A 19526-nucleotide genomic window follows, 5' to 3' on the forward strand; every position below is an offset into this window, starting at 1 on the left:
GTCTGGGCATGGAACCGAAGCCCAGCATACCTCAAGGGCCGCGATTTGCGCAGATGCCGGGACGGGCCGAAACCTGTAACAACGCCGAAGGAAAACCGTCACCACCCTTACGCGCCGGTCACACAAAAGTGGCATTTCCGCCTGTCGCGCATTTGCCGCCAATGGATTAGGATGCGCACATGACGAAGACACACGCATCGCAAACCGCCGGCGCCGGCCCGCAACGCTGGGGCTGGGAGCAGCCGCAATGTCGCGGACAGGCCGCATTGGCGCTGTTCATCGACGACCTGCATCGCATTCTGCAGGCGCATGCCGCGGGCAAGCTGGCTGACAGCAGCACCCTCGAGGACGCGCAGGAACAGGTCAATGAATTGTTGGCGCGGTATAACGAAACCGCCGCCGCACCGGATATTTTCCTTGGGCAATCAGTCCAACTCAAAGAAGGCGTCGACCGCAGCGGCGTCGCGCATACGGTGCCGATATTTTCGCCGCGCCTGAAGCAATCGCTGGTGTCGATGCTGGGACAAGGTCCCGGTTGAACACCAGGCAATCAGCCCCCCTCACCGGCGATCGATCAGAACAGCCCCCCGAAGGAGACCACAAGATGAGCACGGATAACGTCGTAGAGTTTCTCCGCCTGCTGTCCCTGGACGTTACGCTGGGCACCGCCGCGCAGCACGCCGCCAGTCAGGCTGACGCGCCGCTGGCTCTCGCGCGCCTGGCCACGTCCCACGGACTGCCGTGTAGCGCCTCGGATTGGTCGTCCTTTGCGCGCAACTGCCTGGACAACCTCGATCTCACCGAGGGCGATACCGGCATGGCCAACGCCACGATCTGGCAATTGGTGCAGGATCCGGCGCACGGCACGGCCGTTCCGGCCAGCGCCATCACCCGCGTCATCGGCATCATCTCCCAGCCGGAGGGCACGCCCCCGGTCGTAGGCCACGTCGTCGGCGACCTCGCGCCGCGGGCGCAGATGGCCACCATGGCGCCGCATCCGTCAGGCTCGTGACGCCCCCAGCGCGGCGGCCCGCGTAGGGCGGCCCGCGCAGGGCCGCCCGCGCAGGGTCTCCGATCACCGGCGCCCGTTCAGGAAATCGATGACGCCGGCCGCGCCAAAGGCGCCGCTGGCCATGCAGGCCGTCAACAGGTAGCCGCCCGTCGGCGCCTCCCAATCCAGCATCTCCCCAACACAGAAGACGCCCGGCACGGCCGCGAGCATCAAGCCGGCGGTCAGCCCGTCGAACGACACCCCGCCGGCGGTGCTGATTGCCTCATCGATCGGCCGGGGCCGCCGCAGCGTCAGCGGCAGCGCCTTGATCCGCCGGCCCAGGCGCGCCGGGTCTTTGAAGTCGTCGGCGCTGGCGCATTCGCGCAGCAGGCCCGCCTTGACACCCGTAAGTCCCAGTCTGCTCTGCAAATGGCTGGACATGGACCGCGCGCCGCGCGGATGCGTCACCGCGGCCATCACCTTCTCGTTGGACCAATCCGGCGCAAGATCGAGCATGGCCACTGCGCTGCCATCGGCCTCGATGCGGTCCCGCAGGACCGCGGACAGCGCATAGACGAGGCTGCCCTCGATGCCGGTCTCGGAAACGACGAACTCGCCCTGCCGCGCCGGTCCGCCGCAGGCCATGGACACGGACTTGACCGGCTGCCCGGCAAAGCGGCTGCGAAAGTGATCGGACCAGTCCACGTCGAAACCGCAATTGGCCGGCCGCAGCGGCGCGACGGGCACGCCGAGCGCCTGCAATGCCGGCGCCCAGGCGCCATCCGACCCCAGCTTGGCCCAACTGCCGCCTCCCAAAGCGAGGACGACGGCGTCGGCGGCGTGGCAGGCCGGACCGGCGGGCGTGTCGAATCGCAGCGCCTGCGCGCCCGGCGCGTCATCGCGCCAGCCCAGCCACCGGTGCCGCATGTGAAAGCGCACGCCCTGCCCGCGCAGCCGGGCCAGCCAGGCCCGCAACAGCGGCGCCGCCTTCATTTCCTGTGGAAACACCCGGCCCGACGAGCCGACGAATGTCTGGATGCCCAATTCATGCGCCCAGTCCCGCAGGCCGGTGGCGTCCATCATGCGCAGCCACGGCGCCACGGCCGCGGCCCGGTCGCCGTAGCGGGCGAGGAACGGCCCCGCGGGCTCGCTATGCGTCAGGTTCAGGCCACCCCGTCCGGCCATCAGGAATTTCCTGCCGACCGAGGGCATGGCGTCGAACACGTCCACCTGCGCCCCCGCCTCGCTCAACTTTTCCGCCGCCATCAAGCCGGCGGGGCCGCCGCCGATGACGGCAACGCGTCGGTCCGCCAGGCTCATGGCACCTTCGCCTTGATGGCGGGACAAGGAACGGGTGAAGCGAAATGCATGGGGAGGAATCGGGACAAGAGGGGGTGAACAGGCGCTCGGGCCACAAGACGCTGATTGTCTCACGGCGGCCCCGGCCGGGCGGCGGCAGGGATACCGCGGGGCGTGGTCACGAGGTGGGGGTAACAGGGACGTGAACCCCCTGGTGCGGACGCCAGGATGCGGACCCAAAAAAGACCGGCGCCGGCCAATTAATGACCGCAGGCGCCAAGTCTTTGTATTTACAGGGGAAATCTAATATACGCAGCAACTATCCCAAGGCTTTTCCACAATCCCTGTGGGTAACTGCCCTTCCCCTTGCCGAGCGCCTCAGGCGCGCTCGGCGGCCTGCATCGGCCCGGACCAGGGTTCGGCGTCGAGCTGGAAGCGCAGCTCCTGGTACTCGCCATCGACCGCGACGGTGCGCAGCAGCCCGGCATTGAGCGCCTGCCCCAGCGCACGGCGGCACAGGGTTTCGGGATCGTCCGGCAGGGACTGGAACACGCCGTCCGGGATACGCAGCCGCAACAGGGCATGGGGATCACCGCGGTCAGCCGGTCGGCCGATATGGATATGGGCAGGATAGCCGTGCGGACACCAGATGCCCACATGGTACTGGCCGTCGGCGCCCGTGTCGGCAACATAGCCGGGATGATCGTATTTTGCGGTTCCCATGGACACTCCTTCGGTGCGGCAACGTAGCGCGCGTGACCCATGGTAGCGCAGCGTTGCGCACGTGTGCGTTCGCCGCACCCCGGGAAACTCCGGACGACGGGGCGGGATGACCCAGCGCAACCGACAGACGAAAAAAAGCCGCGACAGTGTCGCGGCTTTTTTGGCGGGACCTGCCCGGCTGCGCTTGAAACACATGCGCCGGCAGATCCGGTACTGCTTGAAACTGGTTGCGGGGGCAGGATTTGAACCTACGACCTTCGGGTTATGAGCCCGACGAGCTGCCAGACTGCTCCACCCCGCGTCTGATGTGTGAATCATACATCATTTTGAAATCTTGTGCAGCGCACCCACGCGGATGTTTCCGGTTTTCGACAAAATTCGATGAAAAAAGGCGCCGCCACGGCGCAGGAATGAGGTCACGGGGCCAGCCGCGTCCAGGCATATCACCTGCGCGCCGCCGATCGCCGTGAGACGCACCGCGCCGCCGTACGACACCCCGTGGGCTTCCCCCGCATTGAGACGGACCGACACCACGCGATGCAGTCCTCCTGCGGCCTCGCAGCCATTGGCAGCTTCTTCGACGCGCATGCTGCCTGACGTGCAGATCAAGGTGGCGCCGGCGCGCAGGGCGAACAGGCGGCTGGCGCCGGACGGAAGATCCAGGCGCAGTCCAGGGGTGTCGGGGGCGGTATGGGGGGTCATGGTCATCTCCAAACAGACCCTCACAGGCTACGCGCGCCCTGCTTTGCGCAACAGCCACACAAGCCGGCTTTCTGTACCGATGCAGAGACTCGATTTTGCCGCTGTTATGGTGTATTTTGCCTGCATCTGTGCCTACCCACAGCCCAACCCCGGGGAGCAAGATCGGCGCATGGAAGCACAACCCCTGTACCTACGCCTGGCCAATCACTACCGGCGGGCGATCCAGACCGGCGTCCTTGCCCCGGCCCAGCGCATGCCTTCGGTCCGCACGCTGGTGCGCACCCATCACGTCAGCCTGTCCACCGCGTTGCAGGCCTGCCGCCAACTGGAGGACGACGGCCTGATCGAGGCCCGGCCCCGCTCGGGATACTTCGTCCTCAAGCCTCGGCGCAACAGCATTCCGCCCGTCGCCGAGCCCGACATCCGCCAGACGCTCGGGGCGGCGCAGTACGTGGGCATCCACGACCGCGTCTCGGACTTCATCGCGAAGTGCGAGGCGCACCCGGTCAGCGCCAACTTCGCCCTGGCGGCGGCCGTGCCGCAGGCCTATCCGATGGACGCGCTCAAGCAGGCGATGACGCGCGCCCTGCGGCAGTCCCCCGAGGTGCTGGTGAGCCCGGTGCCGCCTCAAGGACATCCCGACCTGCGCGGCGTGCTGGCCCGCCGGGCGCTCGCCAACGGCATCAACGCGACGCCCGACGACGTGATCGTCACGCATGGCTGCATCGAGGCCCTGAATCTGGCGCTGCGCGCGGTCGCGCGGCCCGGCGACACCATCGCCGTGGAATCGCCTGCGTATTTCGGCTTGCTGCAGATCCTGGAAAGCCTGGGCATGCGCGCGCTCGAGATTCCCACCAGCCCTCAGCATGGACTGTCGATCGAAGCCCTGGACCTGGCTTTCCAGACCCACGGCAACATCCGCGCCGTGGTCGTGGTGCCGAACTTCCAGAATCCGCTGGGGTGCGTCATGCCCGACGGCCACAAGGCGCGGCTCGTGGCGCTGTGCGAACGCCAGCAGGTGCCGCTCATCGAGGACGACACCTACGGCGCCCTGACCGACGACGACGCGCCCCTGGCGGCCGCCAAGTCCTGGGACGCCACCGGCAACGTCATCTACTGCTCATCCATGCACAAGACGCTGGCGCCCGGGATGCGGCTGGGCTGGCTGCTGGGCGGCCGCTGGAAGGCCCGCATTGCCATGCTCAAGTTCGCGCAGAGCCGCCCCAATGAACCGCTGGCGCAGATCGCCGTGGCCGAATTCATGGGCTCGCGCGCCTATGACCGTCACCTGACGCGGCTGCGGCGGGAACTGAAGACGCAGCGCGACCTGACCGCGGAGGCGATCGCCGCGCATTTTCCACGGGGCACGCGCCTGAGCGTGCCGCAAGGCGGCATGCTGCTCTGGGTGGAGATGCCCGAAGGCGTGTCGGGAATGGAGGTCTTCGAAGCCGGGCTGCGGCAAGGGATACGCGTGGCGCCCGGGGCCATGTTTTCGAATGGCACGCGGTACGACCATTTCCTGCGCATCAGTTGCGGGCAACGCATCACGCCCGAGGTCTCGCGCGCGCTGGTGACGCTGGCGCGTATCGTGGAAGAACGGACAGCATGAATCCGGCCCTGCATCAGTTCATCGCCGACTACGGCTTGTGGGCCGTACTGGGCGGCACCTTCCTGGAAGGCGAGAGCGTGGTGGTGTTCGCCGGCTTCCTGGCGCACCAGGGGCTGTTTCTCCTGCCCCACGTCATGCTCTGCGCCTTCACCGGGTCGTTCCTGGCGGACCAGTTGCTGTTTTATGTGGGCCGTCGCTACCGCGATCATCGCTACGTGCGGCGCATCCGCGAAAAGCCCGCCTTCGACAAGGCGCTGGCGGCCATCGACCGCTATCCGAACGGCTTCATCCTGACTCTGCGCTTTTTGTACGGCTTGCGTACGGTCGGGCCCGTGGCCTTGGGCGTATCCAGGGTGTCGCCACTGCGCTATCTGGTACTGAATGCCGTGGCCGCGGCGATCTGGGCGGCGTGCTTCAGCCTGCTGGGCTATGTGTTCGGGCGGACGATCGAGGCGTTGCTCGGACGCATCCAAGGCGTGGAAATCAAACTGGCCATCGCGGCCGCGCTGGGCATCCTGGTCTGGCTGGCCTACTGGTTCCACGCGCGCCGGCGCCAATAACGCAGACCGCGCTTTCAGAAGACCAGCTTGCCGCTCGCCCGCAGTACGTGCCGCCGGCGCGCCTTGCGATACAGGGCGCCAATGAACGGCAGCCGCGCGAAGCGACGCAGGATCGGGTGCCGCTGGTCGAAGTCGTGCCACGCCTTGAAGCCATGCCCCATGCGCTCCCAGCTCTCGCGCGCCTCGGGCGAGAGCCTGCCGGGGTCGAACGCCGCCAGCTTTGCCGCTTCCGAAACACGCGCCTTCAAGACGAGGCTCCGGCCTTCCAATGAATACTGATTCCGCATGGGGGCGCATATTACCCGGGCTTGGCGTCCCGTGGCGCCGCGCGGCATGCGTTCGCCGCGGAGCTCAGGGAGCGGCCTTTGACCGCTCCGGCCAAGCCCTTGTAATCAAAGGGATTTGTGCATCTATGCCCGGACTATCCCAAGGCTTGTCCACAGAAGCTGTGGGTAACTGGGTCGGCCCGCGGCACGTTGGGCCGCCCGCATCACAGCCCGCCTCGCAGCCCAATCACTTCAGGGCGGCCACGATCATGTCGCGCACGCTTTCGAAGCCCGCGACATATTGCGGATTCTCGGAACGCGCCAGCAGGCTGGAATAGTTCTGCTCCAACTGCGCTTCGATGGCTTCGCGCAGGCCCGGCGAGCCCTTCACCAGATGCAGCATCGATACCAGCGTGGAATTGAGCGCATCGATGCGGCCGCCCTGGTGCGAGATGGTGTGCACGACGACGGCGATTTGTTCCTGGATATCCATGATGTAAGCCTCCTGGCATTGAATGACGGCGCAAATCCTAGCATGGCGCTCCGGCGCGGCCGGGCCGGTCCGCCCGACCGCGATCGGCCCCGGGCGGCTAGGCAAGCGCCGGGGGCGGCGCTAGCATGAAGCGTAGCCGCACGGGCACCGCGGCGCATGCCGCCGGCGCTGCTTCGGGGCGCCCGGCACAACCGGAGCGCAGTCATGAAAACGATCCAGAACTACGTCCCGCCCAACGCCCAGTCGCTGCGGCGGCTCCAGGACAGACTGGGCTTCAGTGACGCCAGGATGGCCGAGCTGGCCGGGCTGGACGCATCGACCCCTTGGCCCAGCTTCGTGGGCGGCCCGGAGCCGCGCACGCTGGGGCGGCAGCGTCTCTTCTACATGATGGCCCGCCTGACGCTGGAGGATCAGGAATGGCAACGGGTGCTGGACGCCATGCGCGAAGCCGGCGCGCACTTCGACTGCAAGGACGCGCAGGCGAACGACGCCCCGCCGCCGCCGGAGCCGATGGCGGACGAAGAGCGCAAGTTCGGCATGCTGCTGGTCAGCCGCAACGGCTCGTTCCACGAGATGGAGCAATTGCGCGAGTTCGCGCATTTCGCGCACGAGGCGGACGTGAGCCGCTTCGTGCACAGCGCGTTCTACGACAGCGACATCGACCTGTGCCGCTTCAGCTTCGCGGACCACGACGGCCTGGACGACGCCAGCCGCGACCGCATCTTCGATGCCGCGCACAAGACCATCACGCGCTTCGAGTTCGACGGCCGCATCTATCACGGCGGCATCCCGCCCGAGTCGGACGGCTAGCCGCCGCATTGACGCCGGCAGGCCGGCGCCTGTACCGTCGCCACTTCGCCCTCCGGCCCAACGCCACCGCCTGCGCGCATGAACGAACGACTCGACGACATCGACCGGCAATTGCTCAGCCTGCTGCAGGCCAATGCGCGCGAACCCGCCGCCATCCTGGCGCGCAAGCTGGGCCTGGCGCGCACGACGGTGGTCGCGCGCATCGCGCGGCTGGAGCGCGAGAGCATCGTGGCGGGCTATGGCGTGCGCCTGGGGCGGCGGCTGGAAGAGGCCGCAGTGCGCGCTTATTGCTTCATCAGCGTGCTGCCCAAGACGCCGGCGGCGGTGATCCGGGAGCTGGAAAAGATGCCCGAGGTCGAGGAAGTGTCGTCGGTCAGCGGCCCCTACGATTACCTGATCTTCCTGCGCTGCGAAACGCACGAACAACTGGATGCGCTGCTGGACCGCATCGGCCTGATCGACGGCGTCAAGCAAACGCAGACGTCCATCGTGCTCAGCCGCAAGGTCGACCGCCGCAGCGCGGTCGGCGCGCCCTGAAACGGCGGTCTACGGCCCGGCCCGCCTTTCCCGCTGGCGCGACATGGTGGTGTAATGGGGCCTGTCGCGAATCCTGGACTTTTCATGCTTGCACGCCTTGCCCCCGCCGCCGCCCTCCTCGCCCTGCTGACCGCTTGTTCCAGCATGAGCGAAGTCACGTCCGTCGACAAGGACCTCTACAGCGTCACCTACAGCTCGGGCACGCAATTGCTGAGCTGGGTCGAAATCAAGAACCAGGCTTTGCAACGCGCCGACCAATACTGCCAGTCGCTGGGCCGCAAGCTGGTCAAGCCCAAGGTGACGTCCAATCACGCGACGGGCCTGGGCTCCAAGCGCGCCACCGTCACGTTCGAATGCGCGGCCATCGATCCGCCCAAGAACGCGGCCCAGTAAGCGCGCGCGGCCCTGCCCGGGATCGGGTGTAGCATTGTCCGCATCCCTTTAGCCCTCTTGCCTGCACCGTGAACACTCCCCAACCCGTGGGCATCACCATGGGCGATGCCGCCGGCATCGGTCCCGAAATCGTCGTCAAAGCCTACGCGCATGGCTGGAATGCGCCCTGCGTGGTGTACGGCGATGCCGGCGCGTTGCGACGGGCGGCGGCCCAGCTCGACGCCCGACTGGACATCGCCGAGATCGCCAGCATCGACCAGGCGCGGCCCGATCCGGGCTGCATCCAGGTGGTGGCCTGCAGCCCTGCCCTGCCCGCCGACCTGCCCCTGGGCAAGGTCAGCGCCCTGGCGGGGCGCGCCGCCTACGACTACGTCTGCGCCGCCATCGACGACGCGCTTGCCGGGCGCATCCGCGCCATCGTGACCGCGCCCCTGAACAAGAAGTCCATGCACGAGGCCGGCATCGACTTTCCGGGCCACACCGAAATCCTGGCGGACCGCTCGGCCACGCAGGACTTCGCCATGATGCTGGCCAACGATGAGCTGCGCGTGCTGCTGGTGACCATCCACGTCGCGCTGGCCGACGTCATCGCGCGCATCACGCCCCAGGCCGAACTGACCGCGATGCGCCTTGCCGACCGCGCGTGCCGGCAGATGGGCATCGCGCACCCGCGCGTCGCCGTCGCCGGCCTGAATCCGCATGCGGGCGAAGGCGGCAAGTTCGGCCGCGAAGACGTCGACATCATCGAACCGGCCATCGCCGCCGCGCGCGCCGAAGGCATCGACGCCAGCGGCCCCTGGCCGGGCGACACCGTCTTCATGCGCGCCCGCCGCGGCGAATTCGACATCGTCGTCGCCCAGTACCATGACCAGGGCCTCATCCCCGTGAAGTACCTGGGCCTGGACCACGGCGTGAACGTGACCGTCGGGCTGCCCTTCGTGCGCACCAGCGTGGACCACGGCACCGCGTTCGACATCGCCGGCAAGGGGCTGGCGGACCACGCCTCGCTGGTCGCGGCGTTCGACCTGGCGCTGGCGATGACGCCCTGACCCGACACATCTGCTGCCTGCCTCGGCGCCTGGACGCTTGAGGGCCGCCGCAGCGCGGGCCGCGCCGCCCCGGGTCTACAATACGCCCCGTTTCCGGCGCCCCGCGCCGCCGCTTTCTGTCTTCCCTTCCATCCTCATGTCCCGCCTCGTTCGACTCCTGCCCGACCGCTTCACCCTCTATCTGATCTGCACCGTCATCATCGCCAGCATCGTGCCCGCGCACGGGCAAGGCGTGGTCGTCTTCGGCTGGATCACCAACGTCGCCGTCGGCCTCCTGTTCTTCCTGCACGGCGCGCGCCTGTCCCGCGAGGCCATCATTGCGGGTCTGACGCACTGGAAGCTGCACCTGACCATTTTCTCGGCCACGTTCCTGATGTTCCCGCTGCTGGGCCTGGCGCTCAAGCCGGTGCTGGAACCGCTGGTCACGCCCGAACTCTATCTGGGCATCCTGTTCCTGTGCTGCCTGCCGGCCACCGTGCAGTCGGCCATCGCGTTCACTTCCATGGCGCGCGGCAATGTCCCCGCCGCGGTGTGCAGCGCCTCGGCCTCCAGCCTGCTGGGCATCTTCATCACGCCGCTTCTGGTCGGCACCGTCGTGGCCAATGCCGGCAGTGCGCCGATCTCGTTCGACGCGGTCGGCAAGATCATGCTGCAGTTGCTCCTGCCCTTCGTGCTGGGCCAGTTCGCGCGCCGCTGGATTGGCGCCTGGGTGCACAAGCGCAAGGCGATACTGAAATTCGTGGACCAGGGTTCCATCCTGCTGGTGGTCTACACGGCCTTCTCCGAAGCCATCAACGAGGGCTTGTGGAGCAGCACGCCCATCCCCGCGCTGGTCGGCCTGGTCGTGAGCTGCTGCGTCATCCTGGCGCTGGCGCTGGGCCTGTCGGCCCTGGCGGGCAGGGTCTTCGGGTTCAAGATCGAGGACCGCATCACGCTGCTGTTCTGCGGCTCGAAAAAGAGCCTGGCCAGCGGCATTCCCATGGCCCAGGTGCTGTTCGCCGGCCACGCCGTGGGCGCGGTGGTGCTGCCGCTGATGCTGTTCCACCAGATCCAGCTCATGGTCTGCGGCGTCCTCGCCGCGCGCTATGGCAAGCGGCCGGAAACCACCCACTGACCGGGTCCGCAATAAAAAAACCGCGCTTCACACATGAAGCGCGGTTTTTTATTTGGGCGCCGCCGAGGCGGGATCAGTACATGTCCCGCGGCTGCGCGCCGGAGAAGTTCAAAAAGCGCGTGCTGGACCCCTGGAACGTCAGGCGCACGGTTCCGATGGGGCCGTTACGCTGCTTGCCGATGATGATCTCGGCCGTGCCCTTGTCCGGCGAATCGGGGTTGTAGACCTCGTCGCGGTAGATGAACAGGATCACGTCCGCGTCCTGTTCGATGGCGCCGGATTCGCGCAGGTCGCTCATCACGGGACGCTTGTTGGGACGTTGTTCCAGGCTTCGGTTGAGCTGGGACAGCGCGATCAGCGGGCAGTTCAGCTCCTTGGCCAGACCCTTGAGCGAACGGCTGATTTCAGACACTTCGGTGGCCCGGTTTTCGCCGGAACCGTTGCCTGACATGAGCTGCAGGTAGTCGATGATGATGAGCCCGAGCTGGCCGCACTGGCGCGCCAGACGGCGCGCGCGGGCGCGCACTTCCATGGGACTGAGCGCCGGCGATTCGTCGATGTAGACCTGGGCGTCCTGCATGAGCTGCACGGCGTGCGTGACGCGCGGCCAGTCTTCGGCGATGAGCTTGCCGGTACGCATCCGGTGCTGGTCCAGCAGGCCCACCGAACCCAGCATACGCATGGCAAGCTGCACGGCGCCCATTTCCATGGAGAACACCGCCACGGGCAAGCCTTCTTCGATGGCGACGTGCTCGCCGATGTTCATGGAGAACGAGGTCTTGCCCATGGACGGGCGGCCGGCCACGATGATCAGGTCGCCGCCCTGCATGCCGGACGTCATCTTGTCCAGGTCCGTGAAGCCCGTGGGCACGCCCGTCACATCGGAGGTGCCCTCGCGGTGATAGAGCTCGTCGATACGCTCGACCACCTGGGTCAGGAGCGGCTGGATCTCCTGGAAGCCCGCGGCGCCGCGCGCGCCTTCCTGCGCGATCTGGAAGACCTTGGATTCGGCCTCGTCCAGCAGTTGCCGCGCCTCCTTGCCCTGCGGGTTCATGGCCGCCGAGGAGATTTCGTCGGCGATGGACACCAGCTTGCGCAGCATGGCGCGCTCTCGCACGATCTCGCCGTAGCGCCGGATGTTGGCCGCCGACGGCGTGTTGTGCGCCAGCGCATTCAGATAGGCCAGCCCGCCGGCGTCGTCGGCCTTGCCCGCGCTGACCAGCGACTCGTGCACGGTAATCACGTCGGCCGGCCGCGCCAGGCCGATCAAGCGAGCGATGTGGTGCCAGATCAGCCGATGGTCGTGGCGGTAGAAATCCTCTTCGATCAGCACGTCCGCGATGCGGTCCCATGCGGCATTGTCCAGCAGCAGTCCGCCGAGGACCGACTGTTCCGCCTCGATGGAATGGGGAGGGACGCGCAGGTATTCGAGCTGGGAATCGGCGGGTGTGGTCATGGCTTCAATAGTAACGGCTGCAGGATATCCGCGACGCGGAAAAACCCTTGGATATCGCGCGAGGGGAAGCGGCTCAGGATGGGGCGCAACGGCATCGCAAAGGCGCAGAGCACGCGCGCCAGGCGCCTGAGGCACGCCCTGACCTCGGGATCGGGGTTGCTGTCCAGGTAGACGTCCAGCGCCAGCTTGCCCAGCGTCCTGGCGTCGCGGTCGCCCAGCTTGCGCAGGGACACCAGCGAGGCGAGCATCTGGAACATGTCATAGGCCTGCGCCAGCGGGCGCGACAGCGTCGCGCCGATGTTTTCCTCGAAGTCGATACGCCAGATCTCGCCATCGCGCAGCGTCAGGTTTCGGATCTGCGCACCGCCGTGCCACATGCCGCGCGCATGAAAGGCCGCCAGGTCGGCCGCGGCCGCGCGTGTCAGCCACAGGCGCGAGGTGGAGTCTTCTTTGCGGATCAGGTCCGCCAGGTCTTCGCCCACGAACTCCAGCACGAGCAGGTTCTGCTCCTGCCACCAGACCTCGGGGACACGGCAGCCGGCCTCCAGCAATTGCGACAGGCGCCGTGCTTCATGGGCCAGGCCATTGCGCAGCAGTACGCCGGGCCGCGGAAACTCGCCCAGGAAAATCTTGCATCCCACGGCGAGGAACAAGGCGCGCACGTAGCGCAGCACGTAGCTCACGCCTCGCAGGATGCCGGGCCGGCGCCGCTTGATAATGCAGCGCACGCCGTCTATCTTCACATCCCGCACCGAAGGTTCACGCGACGCATCCACGCTGTCGAGCCAGGCTCGCAGGCCGGGCGGCGCGTTGTGATGGACAGGCGGATGAGTCAAGAGGTCCTCTGGATGACGGCGTGAAACGGGCGGCGGGCGTCGCCGGGTCGGGGCGGACCGGGCGCGGCGCCCCAAAAAAGAAAAAAAGCCGGCGCGCGGGCCGGCTTCTTTTTACCGCGACTGCCGGATCAGGACAGTTCGCCTTCGACCACGACCGTGACGTCGACGACGACATCGGCGTGCAGGGCGACCTGGACCGGGTACTCGCCGATGGCCTTCAGTTGGCCATTGGGCAGACGCACCTGGGCCTTTTCGACGGCTTCGAACGAAGCCTTCTTCAGACCTTCGGCGATGTCGGCGTTGGTGACCGAACCGAACAGGCGACCGTCGACGCCAGCCTTCTGGCTGATCTTCAACTGGTAGCCGTTCATGCGCTCGCCCAGGGCTTGGGCGGCGGCCAGCTTTTCAGCCTGGGCCTTTTCCAGCTCGGCGCGGCGGGCTTCGAATTCCTTCAGGGCGGCGTCGGTTGCGCGACGGGCCTTCTTCTGGGGAATCAGGAAGTTGCGGGCGTAGCCATCGCGCACGCGCACGACTTCACCCAGGTTGCCCAGATTCAGGACTTTTTCGAGCAGAATAACTTGCATTTCAGTGCCCCGGATTAGTTGTGGTTGTCGGTGTAAGGCAACAGGGCCAGGAAGCGCGCGCGCTTGATGGCGGTGTCCAGCTGGCGCTGGTAGATTGCCTTGGTGCCGGTCAGGCGAGCCGGGATGATCTTGCCGTTTTCTTGCACGAAGTCGCGCAGGGTGTCCAGATCCTTGTAGTCGATCTCTTCGACGCCGGCTGCGGTGAAGCGGCAGAACTTGCGACGCTTGAAGAGCGGGTTCTGCTGCGTGAATTTGCGTTTTTCTTTGCGTTTTCCGAAGAAAGCCATGATATGTGCCTTTATGTTTGAGGGGACTGGGTCATAACCGGGTTCTTCAATGACCGGGCCCAACTCCCCGTAACCTATCCGTATTCAGAAGGCGCTCTCGCACCCTTGGACTCATTCCCTTCAAGCTACCTGCGGATCGCTTCCAGCGCTTCCGCCAATCTTGCGCGCCTGCTGCAAATGCAGCTTGATCTTCACCGAGTCCTTGCGGGTGGGAGCCAGAAACCCCTGCACCAGCAATTCGGACCCTAAAGCGGTGTTCCTCAAGAGCAGCGCCAGATCTCCCAGTGCCACGGCGGCGATCGTCAATTCGACACGGCGCGGGTGGCCGGCTTCGATGACCTCCGACTCGTGCGCCAGCAGCATTTCCAGCGCTGGCAAACCGGCGGGCGTGTGGCGCAAAGGCTCGCATTCGAGAACGCGGGCGCTGAGTTCCAGCTTGTTCATCCTGCCAGGCACCGAGGGGACTTGAGACAATGAGCTCTGCGTGAGCCCTGCTTACTCGGCCTGAGCCGGGGCAGCTTCCGCCGAAGCCTTGCGGGCTTCTTCGCGTTCGACCGACTTCATCATGATCGACGGAGCGGTCTGGGCCTTCTTGGTCTTGATGACCAGGTGACGCAGAACGGCGTCGTTGTAGCGGAACGAGTGTTCCAGCTCATCCAGCGTGGCTTGGCCGCACTCGATGTTCAGGCACACGTAGTGAGCCTTGACGAGCTTCTGGATCGGGTAGGCCAGTTGACGGCGACCCCAGTCTTCCAGGCGGTGGACCGAGCCGCCTTGGCCCGTGACCAGCGCTTGGTAACGCTCGACCATGGCGGGCACTTGCTCGCTCTGGTCGGGGTGAACGATAAACACTACTTCGTAGTGACGCATGGATAAAACTCCTTGAGGATGTCTTGCCGGCCGGCCGTCTTGCACCCGCGCTTTCCATCATGGGTGGATTTTCATCTTGGAGACGATCGCCGCAAGGGGCAGCCCGCTACCCAAAAAACCATGGGTGGTCGAGCAAGAAAGCTCTCGATTATCGCCGATTGGGCAAACGCTTGCAAGCAGCAAAAAATGGCGCGTCAGGAAATGAGGGACGCGTTATTTGCGGGCACGGCGACAGGCGCGGCCGGCAGATCGGCCGCCTCGATGGCGCGCGGCCGGTTGACGGCGCTCACCATGACATAGCTGATGATCATCAGCAGGAACCAGGAACCCAGCTTGGCGATGGACACGAGCTGCCAGACCTGCGACTGGTTGGGATAGCGCCAGGCATTGGCGAAGGTGCCGATGTTCTCGGCGAACCAGATGAAGAGCGCCACCAGCACGAAGCCCAGCAACAGCGGCATGCGGCGGTAGACCTGCCAGATGCGGAAGTACACCCAGGTGCGCGCGAACAGCAGCGCCGTCATCGCAAACAACACCCAGCGCAAATCGATGACGTAATGGTGCGCGAAGAAGTTCAGGTAGATCAGCACCGAAAGCGTCGTCGTGGCGGCAAGCGGCGGATGCGCCCGGAAGCGGAAATCGAAGAGGCGCCACACGCGGGCGAGATAGCTGCCCACCGCGGCATACATGAAGCCGGTGAATAACGGCACCCCGCCGATGCGCAGCACGCTCGGCTCGGGGTAGATCCACGAACCGGCGGCGGTCTTGAAGATTTCCATGCAGGTGCCGACGACATGGAACATCAGGATCACGCGGGCCTCGCCCCAGGTTTCCATGCGCAGCGCGAGCAGCGCGGCCTGGATGCCCAGCGCGGCCAGCGTCAGGAAGTCGTAGCGCGCCAGGAACGCGTCCTTGGGATACCACCAGTGCGTGCCCAGCAGCAGCGCGCACATCAGCCCGCCAAAAAGGCATGCCCAGGCCTGCTTTACGCCAAAGCGGAAAAACTCGTAGAGCGCGACGCCGAAACGCCCGCGGCTGGCCAGGTTGCCGGCCAGCCGCGTTTCCCACTGCTGCAGGCCGGCGATGAGCGGCCAGTCGCTGGCCGCCGGATGGCGCATGGGCGCTCAGCCTTCGACGACGGCGTAGGCCGAGTGGTTGTGGATGGATTCGAAGTTCTCGGCTTCGACGCGATAGCGCGCGATGCCGGGATGCGCGTTCAGGCGGGCGGCCACGTCGCGCACCAGGTCCTCGACGAACTTGGGATTGTCGTAGGCGCGTTCGGTCACGAACTTTTCGTCGGGCCGCTTGAGCAGCCCCCACAATTCGCAGGAGCCCTCGTCCTCGACCAGGCGGATCACGCCGTCCATCGAGATATCTTCATCGAGGATGGCCGAGACGGTGACGTGCGAGCGCTGGTTGTGCGCGCCGTATTCGGAAATGGCCTTGGAACACGGGCACAGGCTGGTGACGGGCACCTGCACGACGAGTTCGAACTCGACGTGGCCGGCCTGCGCGCGGGCGATCCACTGGACCTCGTAGTCCAGCAGGCTCTGAACGCCGGAGATTGGCGCGGACTTGTTGATGAAGTACGGGAACGTCGCGGTGATGTCGCCGCGCTCGGCATGCAGCAGCGGCAGCATGTCGCCCGCCATGGCGCGAAACGCCGCCGGCGTCATGGGCGTGCTGCGATACCGCTCGAGCAGGGCCACGAAGCGGGACATGTGCGTGCCCTTTTCCTCGGGCGGCAGGGCCACGGTCAACGTCCAGTTGGCCACGGTGCCCTGGACCGAGCCATCGCCGCTCTGGACCAGCATGGGATGACGCACGCCGCGGATGCCGACGCGCTGGATCGGGATGTGCCGCGTATCCGTGGCGCTCTGCACGTCGGGCATCACGATGGCGGGGTCGATCGGAGAATTCATTTCGGCTTACCTGTCCGGGCCAGTCTGCCGCGCGAAAACGGGCAGGCCCAGTTGTCTAGAAAGGCGCTCATTATCGCCCACGCTTGCGCGATCGGACGAGGTAACCCTTCGGATCACATGCCGGCGCGGCCGGAACAGTGTGTTTCATCCTTGCGGCCGAAAGCGTGCGCCCTCGGCCTCAAGGATGAACCCGAAGTCACTTCAGCAGCGCGGCATAGCGCGTGCGGATCGACTGCTCGATGCCGGCCGCATCCAGCCCCAGTCCGGCCAGCAGGGCCGATTGCTCGCCATGGTCGATGAACTCGTCCGGCAGGCCCAGTTGCAGCACGGGGATCAGCACACCGGCGGCGCTCAGGACTTCCAGCACGGCGCTGCCCGCGCCGCCCATAATGCAGGCGTCTTCCAGCGTGACGAGCGCATCGTGGCGGCTCGCCAGGTCGAGGATCAGGTCGCGGTCGATCGGCTTGACGAAGCGCATGTCCGCCACGGTGGCGTCCAACTTGTTGGCGGCGCCAAGCGCCGCCTGGACCAGCGTACCGAAGCCCACGATGGCGATCTTCTTGCCTTCGCGCCGGATCACGCCCTTGCCCAGTGCGACCGTGTCCAGGCCCTCGCCTTCCGCCGCGCCGCAGCCCGCGCCGCGCGGATAGCGCACCGATGCGGGGCCGGGATGCTGATAACAGGTCGACAGCAGCAGACGGGTTTCGTTTTCGTCGGACGGCGTGGCGACCACCATGTTCGGCACGCAGCGCAGGAAGGCGATGTCGTAGTTGCCCGCGTGCGTGGCGCCGTCCGCGCCCACGATGCCGGCGCGGTCCAGCGCGAACGTGACGTCCAGGTTCTGCAAGGCGACGTCATGGATGAACTGGTCGTAACCGCGCTGCAGGAACGTGGAGTAGATGGCGACAACCGGCTTCTGGCCTTCGCACGCCACGCCCGCGGCGAACGTGACGGCATGCTGTTCGGCGATGCCCACGTCGAAATACCGCTGCGCAAAGCGCTGTTCAAACTCCACCAGCCCGCTGCCCTCGCGCATGGCCGGCGTGACGGCGACCAGGCGCGTGTCCTGCTGGGCCGTGTCGCAAAGCCACTTGCCGAACACCTGGGTGAACGTGCGCTTGCCCGGCGCCTTGGACTGCTGGATGCCGACCGCCGGATCGAACTTGCCGGGGCCGTGATAGAGCACCGGATCGGCCTCGGCGAGCTTGTAGCCCTGCCCTTTGCGCGTGACCACATGCAGGAACTGCAGCCCTTCGAGGGCCTTCAGGTTCTGCAGCGTGGGCACCAGCGCATCCAGGTCGTGGCCGTCGATGGGACCGACGTAATTGAAGCCGAATTCCTCGAACAGCGTGGCCGGCGTGACCATGCCCTTGGCATGCTCCTCGAAGCGGCGGGCCAGTTCGAGCACAGGCGGCACATGCTGCAGGACGGCGCGGCCCACGTTCTTGGCCGCGGCGTAGAAGCGTCCCGACATCAGGCGCGCCAGGTAGCGGTTCAGCGCCCCGACCGGCGGCGAGATCGACATGTCGTTGTCGTTCAGGATCACCAGCAGGTTGATGTTGGGCGTGACGCCCGCGTTGTTCATGGCCTCGAAGGCCATGCCGGCCGACATGGCGCCGTCGCCGATCACGGCGATGTGCTGGCGCTGCACGCCCGCATTGCGCGACGCGACCGCCATGCCCAGAGCCGCGGAAATCGACGTGGACGAATGCGCGGTGCCGAACGCGTCGTACTCGGATTCGCTGCGCTTGGGGAACCCGGAAATTCCGCCCTGCTGGCGCAGCTTGGCCATGCCGGCACGGCGCCCCGTCAGGATCTTGTGCGGATAGGACTGGTGCCCCACGTCCCAGACGATGCGATCGTGCGGCGTGTCGAACACCTGGTGCAGCGCCAGCGTGAGCTCGACGGTGCCCAGGTTGGACGACAGGTGTCCGCCCGTTTTGGATACCGACTCCAGCACGAAGCCGCGCAGTTCGTCGGCGAGCTTTTTAAGCTCGCGACGATCCAGGCGCTTGAGGTCAGCCGGCGATTGAATGCGGTCCAGTAAATCTGTCGTCATGCTTTTATGTGGTTCGTTGGCCCGGCCTGCGCGGGCCGGGCTGATCACGGATCAGCGGTCTCGAAGAACGATGAAGTCGGCAAGCTGGGCCAGGCGCGCGCCCGCGTCGCCCAGCGGCGCCAGCGCAGCCAGGGCCGCCACGCGCAGTTCCTCCGCGAAGGCCCGGGCGTCGGCCAGCCCCAGCAAAGACACGTAGGTGGGCTTGTTTTCGGCGGCATCCTTGCCTGGCGTCTTGCCCAGGCTGGCGCTGTCGGCGGTGACATCAAGTATGTCGTCGACCACCTGGAACGCCAACCCCATGGCCTGCGCGTAGGCATCGAGCGCCTGGCGCGACGCAGAGCTTGCGCCAGCCACGATGCCGCCCAGGGCCACGCTGCAAGCCAGCATGGCGCCGGTCTTCATGCCATGCATCATCTGCAGCTCGTCGCGCGACAACGCGCGGCCGACGCTGAAGAGGTCGATAGCCTGGCCGCCCGCCATGCCCTGGCTGCCGGCGGCGCGCGCCAGCGACTGGGTGGCCTGCACGATCAGCGCCGGCGCGATCGGCATCGACGCCACCAGTTCGAAGGCTAGCGGCTGCAGGGCGTCGCCCGCCAGCATGGCCGTGGCCTCGTCGAACTGCACATGCGTGGTGGGCCGGCCCCGGCGCAGGGTGTCGTCGTCCATGCAGGGCAGGTCGTCGTGCACCAGCGAATAGGCATGGATCAGTTCGACGGCCGCGGCGGCGCGGTCGAGCGAGGCTTCGATGGCCAGCACGCTGCCGCTCACGGGGCAGGCCTGTCCTGCGGCATAGACCAGGGCGGCGCGCACGCGCTTGCCGCCGCCGAGCACGGCGTATCGCATGGCCTCATGCAATCGGGCTGGCGCCTGGTCCGCCGGCGGCAGGAGGTCGTCGAGCACGTCTTCGACGTGCCGCGCACGGCCTTGCAGCCACTCGGGAAAAGCGAGTTGAATTTGCTTCATCGG

General features: G+C 66.5%; 24 protein-coding genes and 1 tRNA gene. 9 read left to right on the forward strand and 16 right to left on the reverse strand.

What is annotated here, in order from left to right; genetic code table 11:
* Window positions 1-266 precede the first annotated feature (266 nt).
* Both BMW75_RS20910 and BMW75_RS20915 read left to right on the forward strand, forming a co-directional pair.
* Window positions 267-539, forward strand: coding sequence for a hypothetical protein (locus BMW75_RS20910; protein WP_254792087.1), 273 nt, complete (start codon window positions 267-269; stop codon window positions 537-539).
* Window positions 540-604: 65 nt separating this feature from the next.
* Window positions 605-1012, forward strand: coding sequence for a hypothetical protein (locus BMW75_RS20915; protein WP_092581681.1), 408 nt, complete (start codon window positions 605-607; stop codon window positions 1010-1012).
* Between the two features lie 63 nt (window positions 1013-1075).
* Here the strand turns inward: BMW75_RS20915 and BMW75_RS20920 are convergent, their stop codons facing one another.
* The 4 genes from BMW75_RS20920 to BMW75_RS20935 all read right to left on the reverse strand — a co-directional run bounded on the left by BMW75_RS20920 (window position 1076) and on the right by BMW75_RS20935 (window position 3721).
* Entirely contained in the window at window positions 1076-2311 is a 1236-nt protein-coding gene (locus BMW75_RS20920) for a TIGR03862 family flavoprotein (RefSeq protein WP_092581682.1), read from the reverse strand.
* Window positions 2312-2668: 357 nt separating this feature from the next.
* Window positions 2669-3013 (reverse strand): hypothetical protein, encoded by a 345-nt coding sequence (locus tag BMW75_RS20925; RefSeq protein ID WP_076519728.1) that lies wholly within the window; start codon window positions 3011-3013, stop codon window positions 2669-2671.
* A 224-nt stretch (window positions 3014-3237) separates the two neighbouring features.
* A tRNA-Met gene (locus tag BMW75_RS20930) sits at window positions 3238-3314 on the reverse strand.
* A gap of 20 nt (window positions 3315-3334) precedes the next feature.
* Window positions 3335-3721, reverse strand: a complete 387-nt coding sequence (locus BMW75_RS20935; RefSeq protein ID WP_254792088.1) for a hypothetical protein — start codon at window positions 3719-3721, stop codon at window positions 3335-3337.
* 163 nt (window positions 3722-3884) lie between these two features.
* Between BMW75_RS20935 and BMW75_RS20940 the strand changes: the two genes are divergently transcribed.
* Together BMW75_RS20940 and BMW75_RS20945 are read left to right on the forward strand one after the other, a co-directional pair.
* A complete protein-coding gene (locus BMW75_RS20940) occupies window positions 3885-5324 on the forward strand; it encodes an aminotransferase-like domain-containing protein (RefSeq protein WP_092581683.1) in 1440 nt (479 codons plus the stop codon).
* Entirely contained in the window at window positions 5321-5884 is a 564-nt protein-coding gene (locus BMW75_RS20945) for a DedA family protein (protein WP_092581684.1), read from the forward strand. Before BMW75_RS20940 ends, BMW75_RS20945 begins: the two co-directional genes overlap by 4 nt.
* 14 nt (window positions 5885-5898) lie before the next feature.
* Here the strand turns inward: BMW75_RS20945 and BMW75_RS20950 are convergent, their stop codons facing one another.
* Both BMW75_RS20950 and BMW75_RS20955 read right to left on the reverse strand, forming a co-directional pair.
* The gene (locus BMW75_RS20950) at window positions 5899-6132 is read right to left on the reverse strand and encodes a hypothetical protein (RefSeq protein ID WP_092581685.1); all 234 of its coding nucleotides are present in this window, start codon (window positions 6130-6132) and stop codon (window positions 5899-5901) included.
* A 265-nt stretch (window positions 6133-6397) separates the two neighbouring features.
* Window positions 6398-6643 (reverse strand): hypothetical protein, encoded by a 246-nt coding sequence (locus BMW75_RS20955; RefSeq protein ID WP_076519722.1) that lies wholly within the window; start codon window positions 6641-6643, stop codon window positions 6398-6400.
* Window positions 6644-6847: 204 nt separating this feature from the next.
* Between BMW75_RS20955 and BMW75_RS20960 the strand changes: the two genes are divergently transcribed.
* The 5 genes from BMW75_RS20960 to BMW75_RS20980 all read left to right on the forward strand — a co-directional run bounded on the left by BMW75_RS20960 (window position 6848) and on the right by BMW75_RS20980 (window position 10546).
* Window positions 6848-7453: a hypothetical protein gene (locus tag BMW75_RS20960; RefSeq protein ID WP_076519720.1), complete on the forward strand. Its 606-nt coding sequence runs from the start codon at window positions 6848-6850 to the stop codon at window positions 7451-7453.
* 78 nt (window positions 7454-7531) lie between these two features.
* On the forward strand, window positions 7532-7990 hold the full coding sequence (locus BMW75_RS20965) for an Lrp/AsnC family transcriptional regulator (protein ID WP_076519719.1): 459 nt from the start codon (window positions 7532-7534) through the stop codon (window positions 7988-7990).
* Window positions 7991-8074: 84 nt separating this feature from the next.
* Entirely contained in the window at window positions 8075-8383 is a 309-nt protein-coding gene (locus BMW75_RS20970) for a hypothetical protein (RefSeq protein WP_083714273.1), read from the forward strand.
* A 68-nt stretch (window positions 8384-8451) separates the two neighbouring features.
* On the forward strand, window positions 8452-9432 hold the full coding sequence (pdxA, locus tag BMW75_RS20975; protein ID WP_092581686.1) for a 4-hydroxythreonine-4-phosphate dehydrogenase PdxA: 981 nt from the start codon (window positions 8452-8454) through the stop codon (window positions 9430-9432).
* Between the two features lie 136 nt (window positions 9433-9568).
* Complete coding sequence (locus BMW75_RS20980) at window positions 9569-10546, forward strand: bile acid:sodium symporter family protein (RefSeq protein WP_092581687.1); 978 nt, start codon at window positions 9569-9571, stop codon at window positions 10544-10546.
* Between the two features lie 73 nt (window positions 10547-10619).
* On the opposite strand, the gene BMW75_RS20985 is transcribed toward BMW75_RS20980, so the two are convergent.
* From BMW75_RS20985 to BMW75_RS21030, 10 genes are all read right to left on the reverse strand, one after another.
* Window positions 10620-12002, reverse strand: coding sequence for a replicative DNA helicase (locus BMW75_RS20985; RefSeq protein WP_076519712.1), 1383 nt, complete (start codon window positions 12000-12002; stop codon window positions 10620-10622).
* Window positions 11999-12838 (reverse strand): RIO1 family regulatory kinase/ATPase domain-containing protein, encoded by an 840-nt coding sequence (locus BMW75_RS20990; RefSeq protein ID WP_092581688.1) that lies wholly within the window; start codon window positions 12836-12838, stop codon window positions 11999-12001. Before BMW75_RS20990 ends, BMW75_RS20985 begins: the two co-directional genes overlap by 4 nt.
* A gap of 128 nt (window positions 12839-12966) precedes the next feature.
* Complete coding sequence (gene rplI / locus BMW75_RS20995) at window positions 12967-13422, reverse strand: 50S ribosomal protein L9 (RefSeq protein WP_076519707.1); 456 nt, start codon at window positions 13420-13422, stop codon at window positions 12967-12969.
* Window positions 13423-13436: 14 nt separating this feature from the next.
* The gene (gene rpsR / locus BMW75_RS21000; protein ID WP_006218308.1) at window positions 13437-13709 is read right to left on the reverse strand and encodes a 30S ribosomal protein S18; all 273 of its coding nucleotides are present in this window, start codon (window positions 13707-13709) and stop codon (window positions 13437-13439) included.
* A 120-nt stretch (window positions 13710-13829) separates the two neighbouring features.
* On the reverse strand, window positions 13830-14153 hold the full coding sequence (priB, locus tag BMW75_RS21005) for a primosomal replication protein N (protein ID WP_092581689.1): 324 nt from the start codon (window positions 14151-14153) through the stop codon (window positions 13830-13832).
* Between the two features lie 51 nt (window positions 14154-14204).
* Complete coding sequence (rpsF, locus tag BMW75_RS21010; protein WP_076519704.1) at window positions 14205-14579, reverse strand: 30S ribosomal protein S6; 375 nt, start codon at window positions 14577-14579, stop codon at window positions 14205-14207.
* A 194-nt stretch (window positions 14580-14773) separates the two neighbouring features.
* Entirely contained in the window at window positions 14774-15697 is a 924-nt protein-coding gene (locus tag BMW75_RS21015; protein ID WP_092581690.1) for a DUF817 domain-containing protein, read from the reverse strand.
* Window positions 15698-15703: 6 nt separating this feature from the next.
* Entirely contained in the window at window positions 15704-16501 is a 798-nt protein-coding gene (gene folE2 / locus BMW75_RS21020) for a GTP cyclohydrolase FolE2 (protein ID WP_092581691.1), read from the reverse strand.
* Between the two features lie 196 nt (window positions 16502-16697).
* Window positions 16698-18560 (reverse strand): 1-deoxy-D-xylulose-5-phosphate synthase, encoded by a 1863-nt coding sequence (gene dxs, locus BMW75_RS21025; protein WP_092581692.1) that lies wholly within the window; start codon window positions 18558-18560, stop codon window positions 16698-16700.
* A gap of 51 nt (window positions 18561-18611) precedes the next feature.
* Window positions 18612-19523, reverse strand: coding sequence for a polyprenyl synthetase family protein (locus tag BMW75_RS21030; RefSeq protein WP_076519698.1), 912 nt, complete (start codon window positions 19521-19523; stop codon window positions 18612-18614).
* Window positions 19524-19526: the final 3 nt, after the last annotated feature.

Source organism: Achromobacter sp. NFACC18-2, assembly GCF_900108985.1.
In the GTDB taxonomy this organism is placed as follows: Bacteria; Pseudomonadota; Gammaproteobacteria; order Burkholderiales; family Burkholderiaceae_B; genus Achromobacter.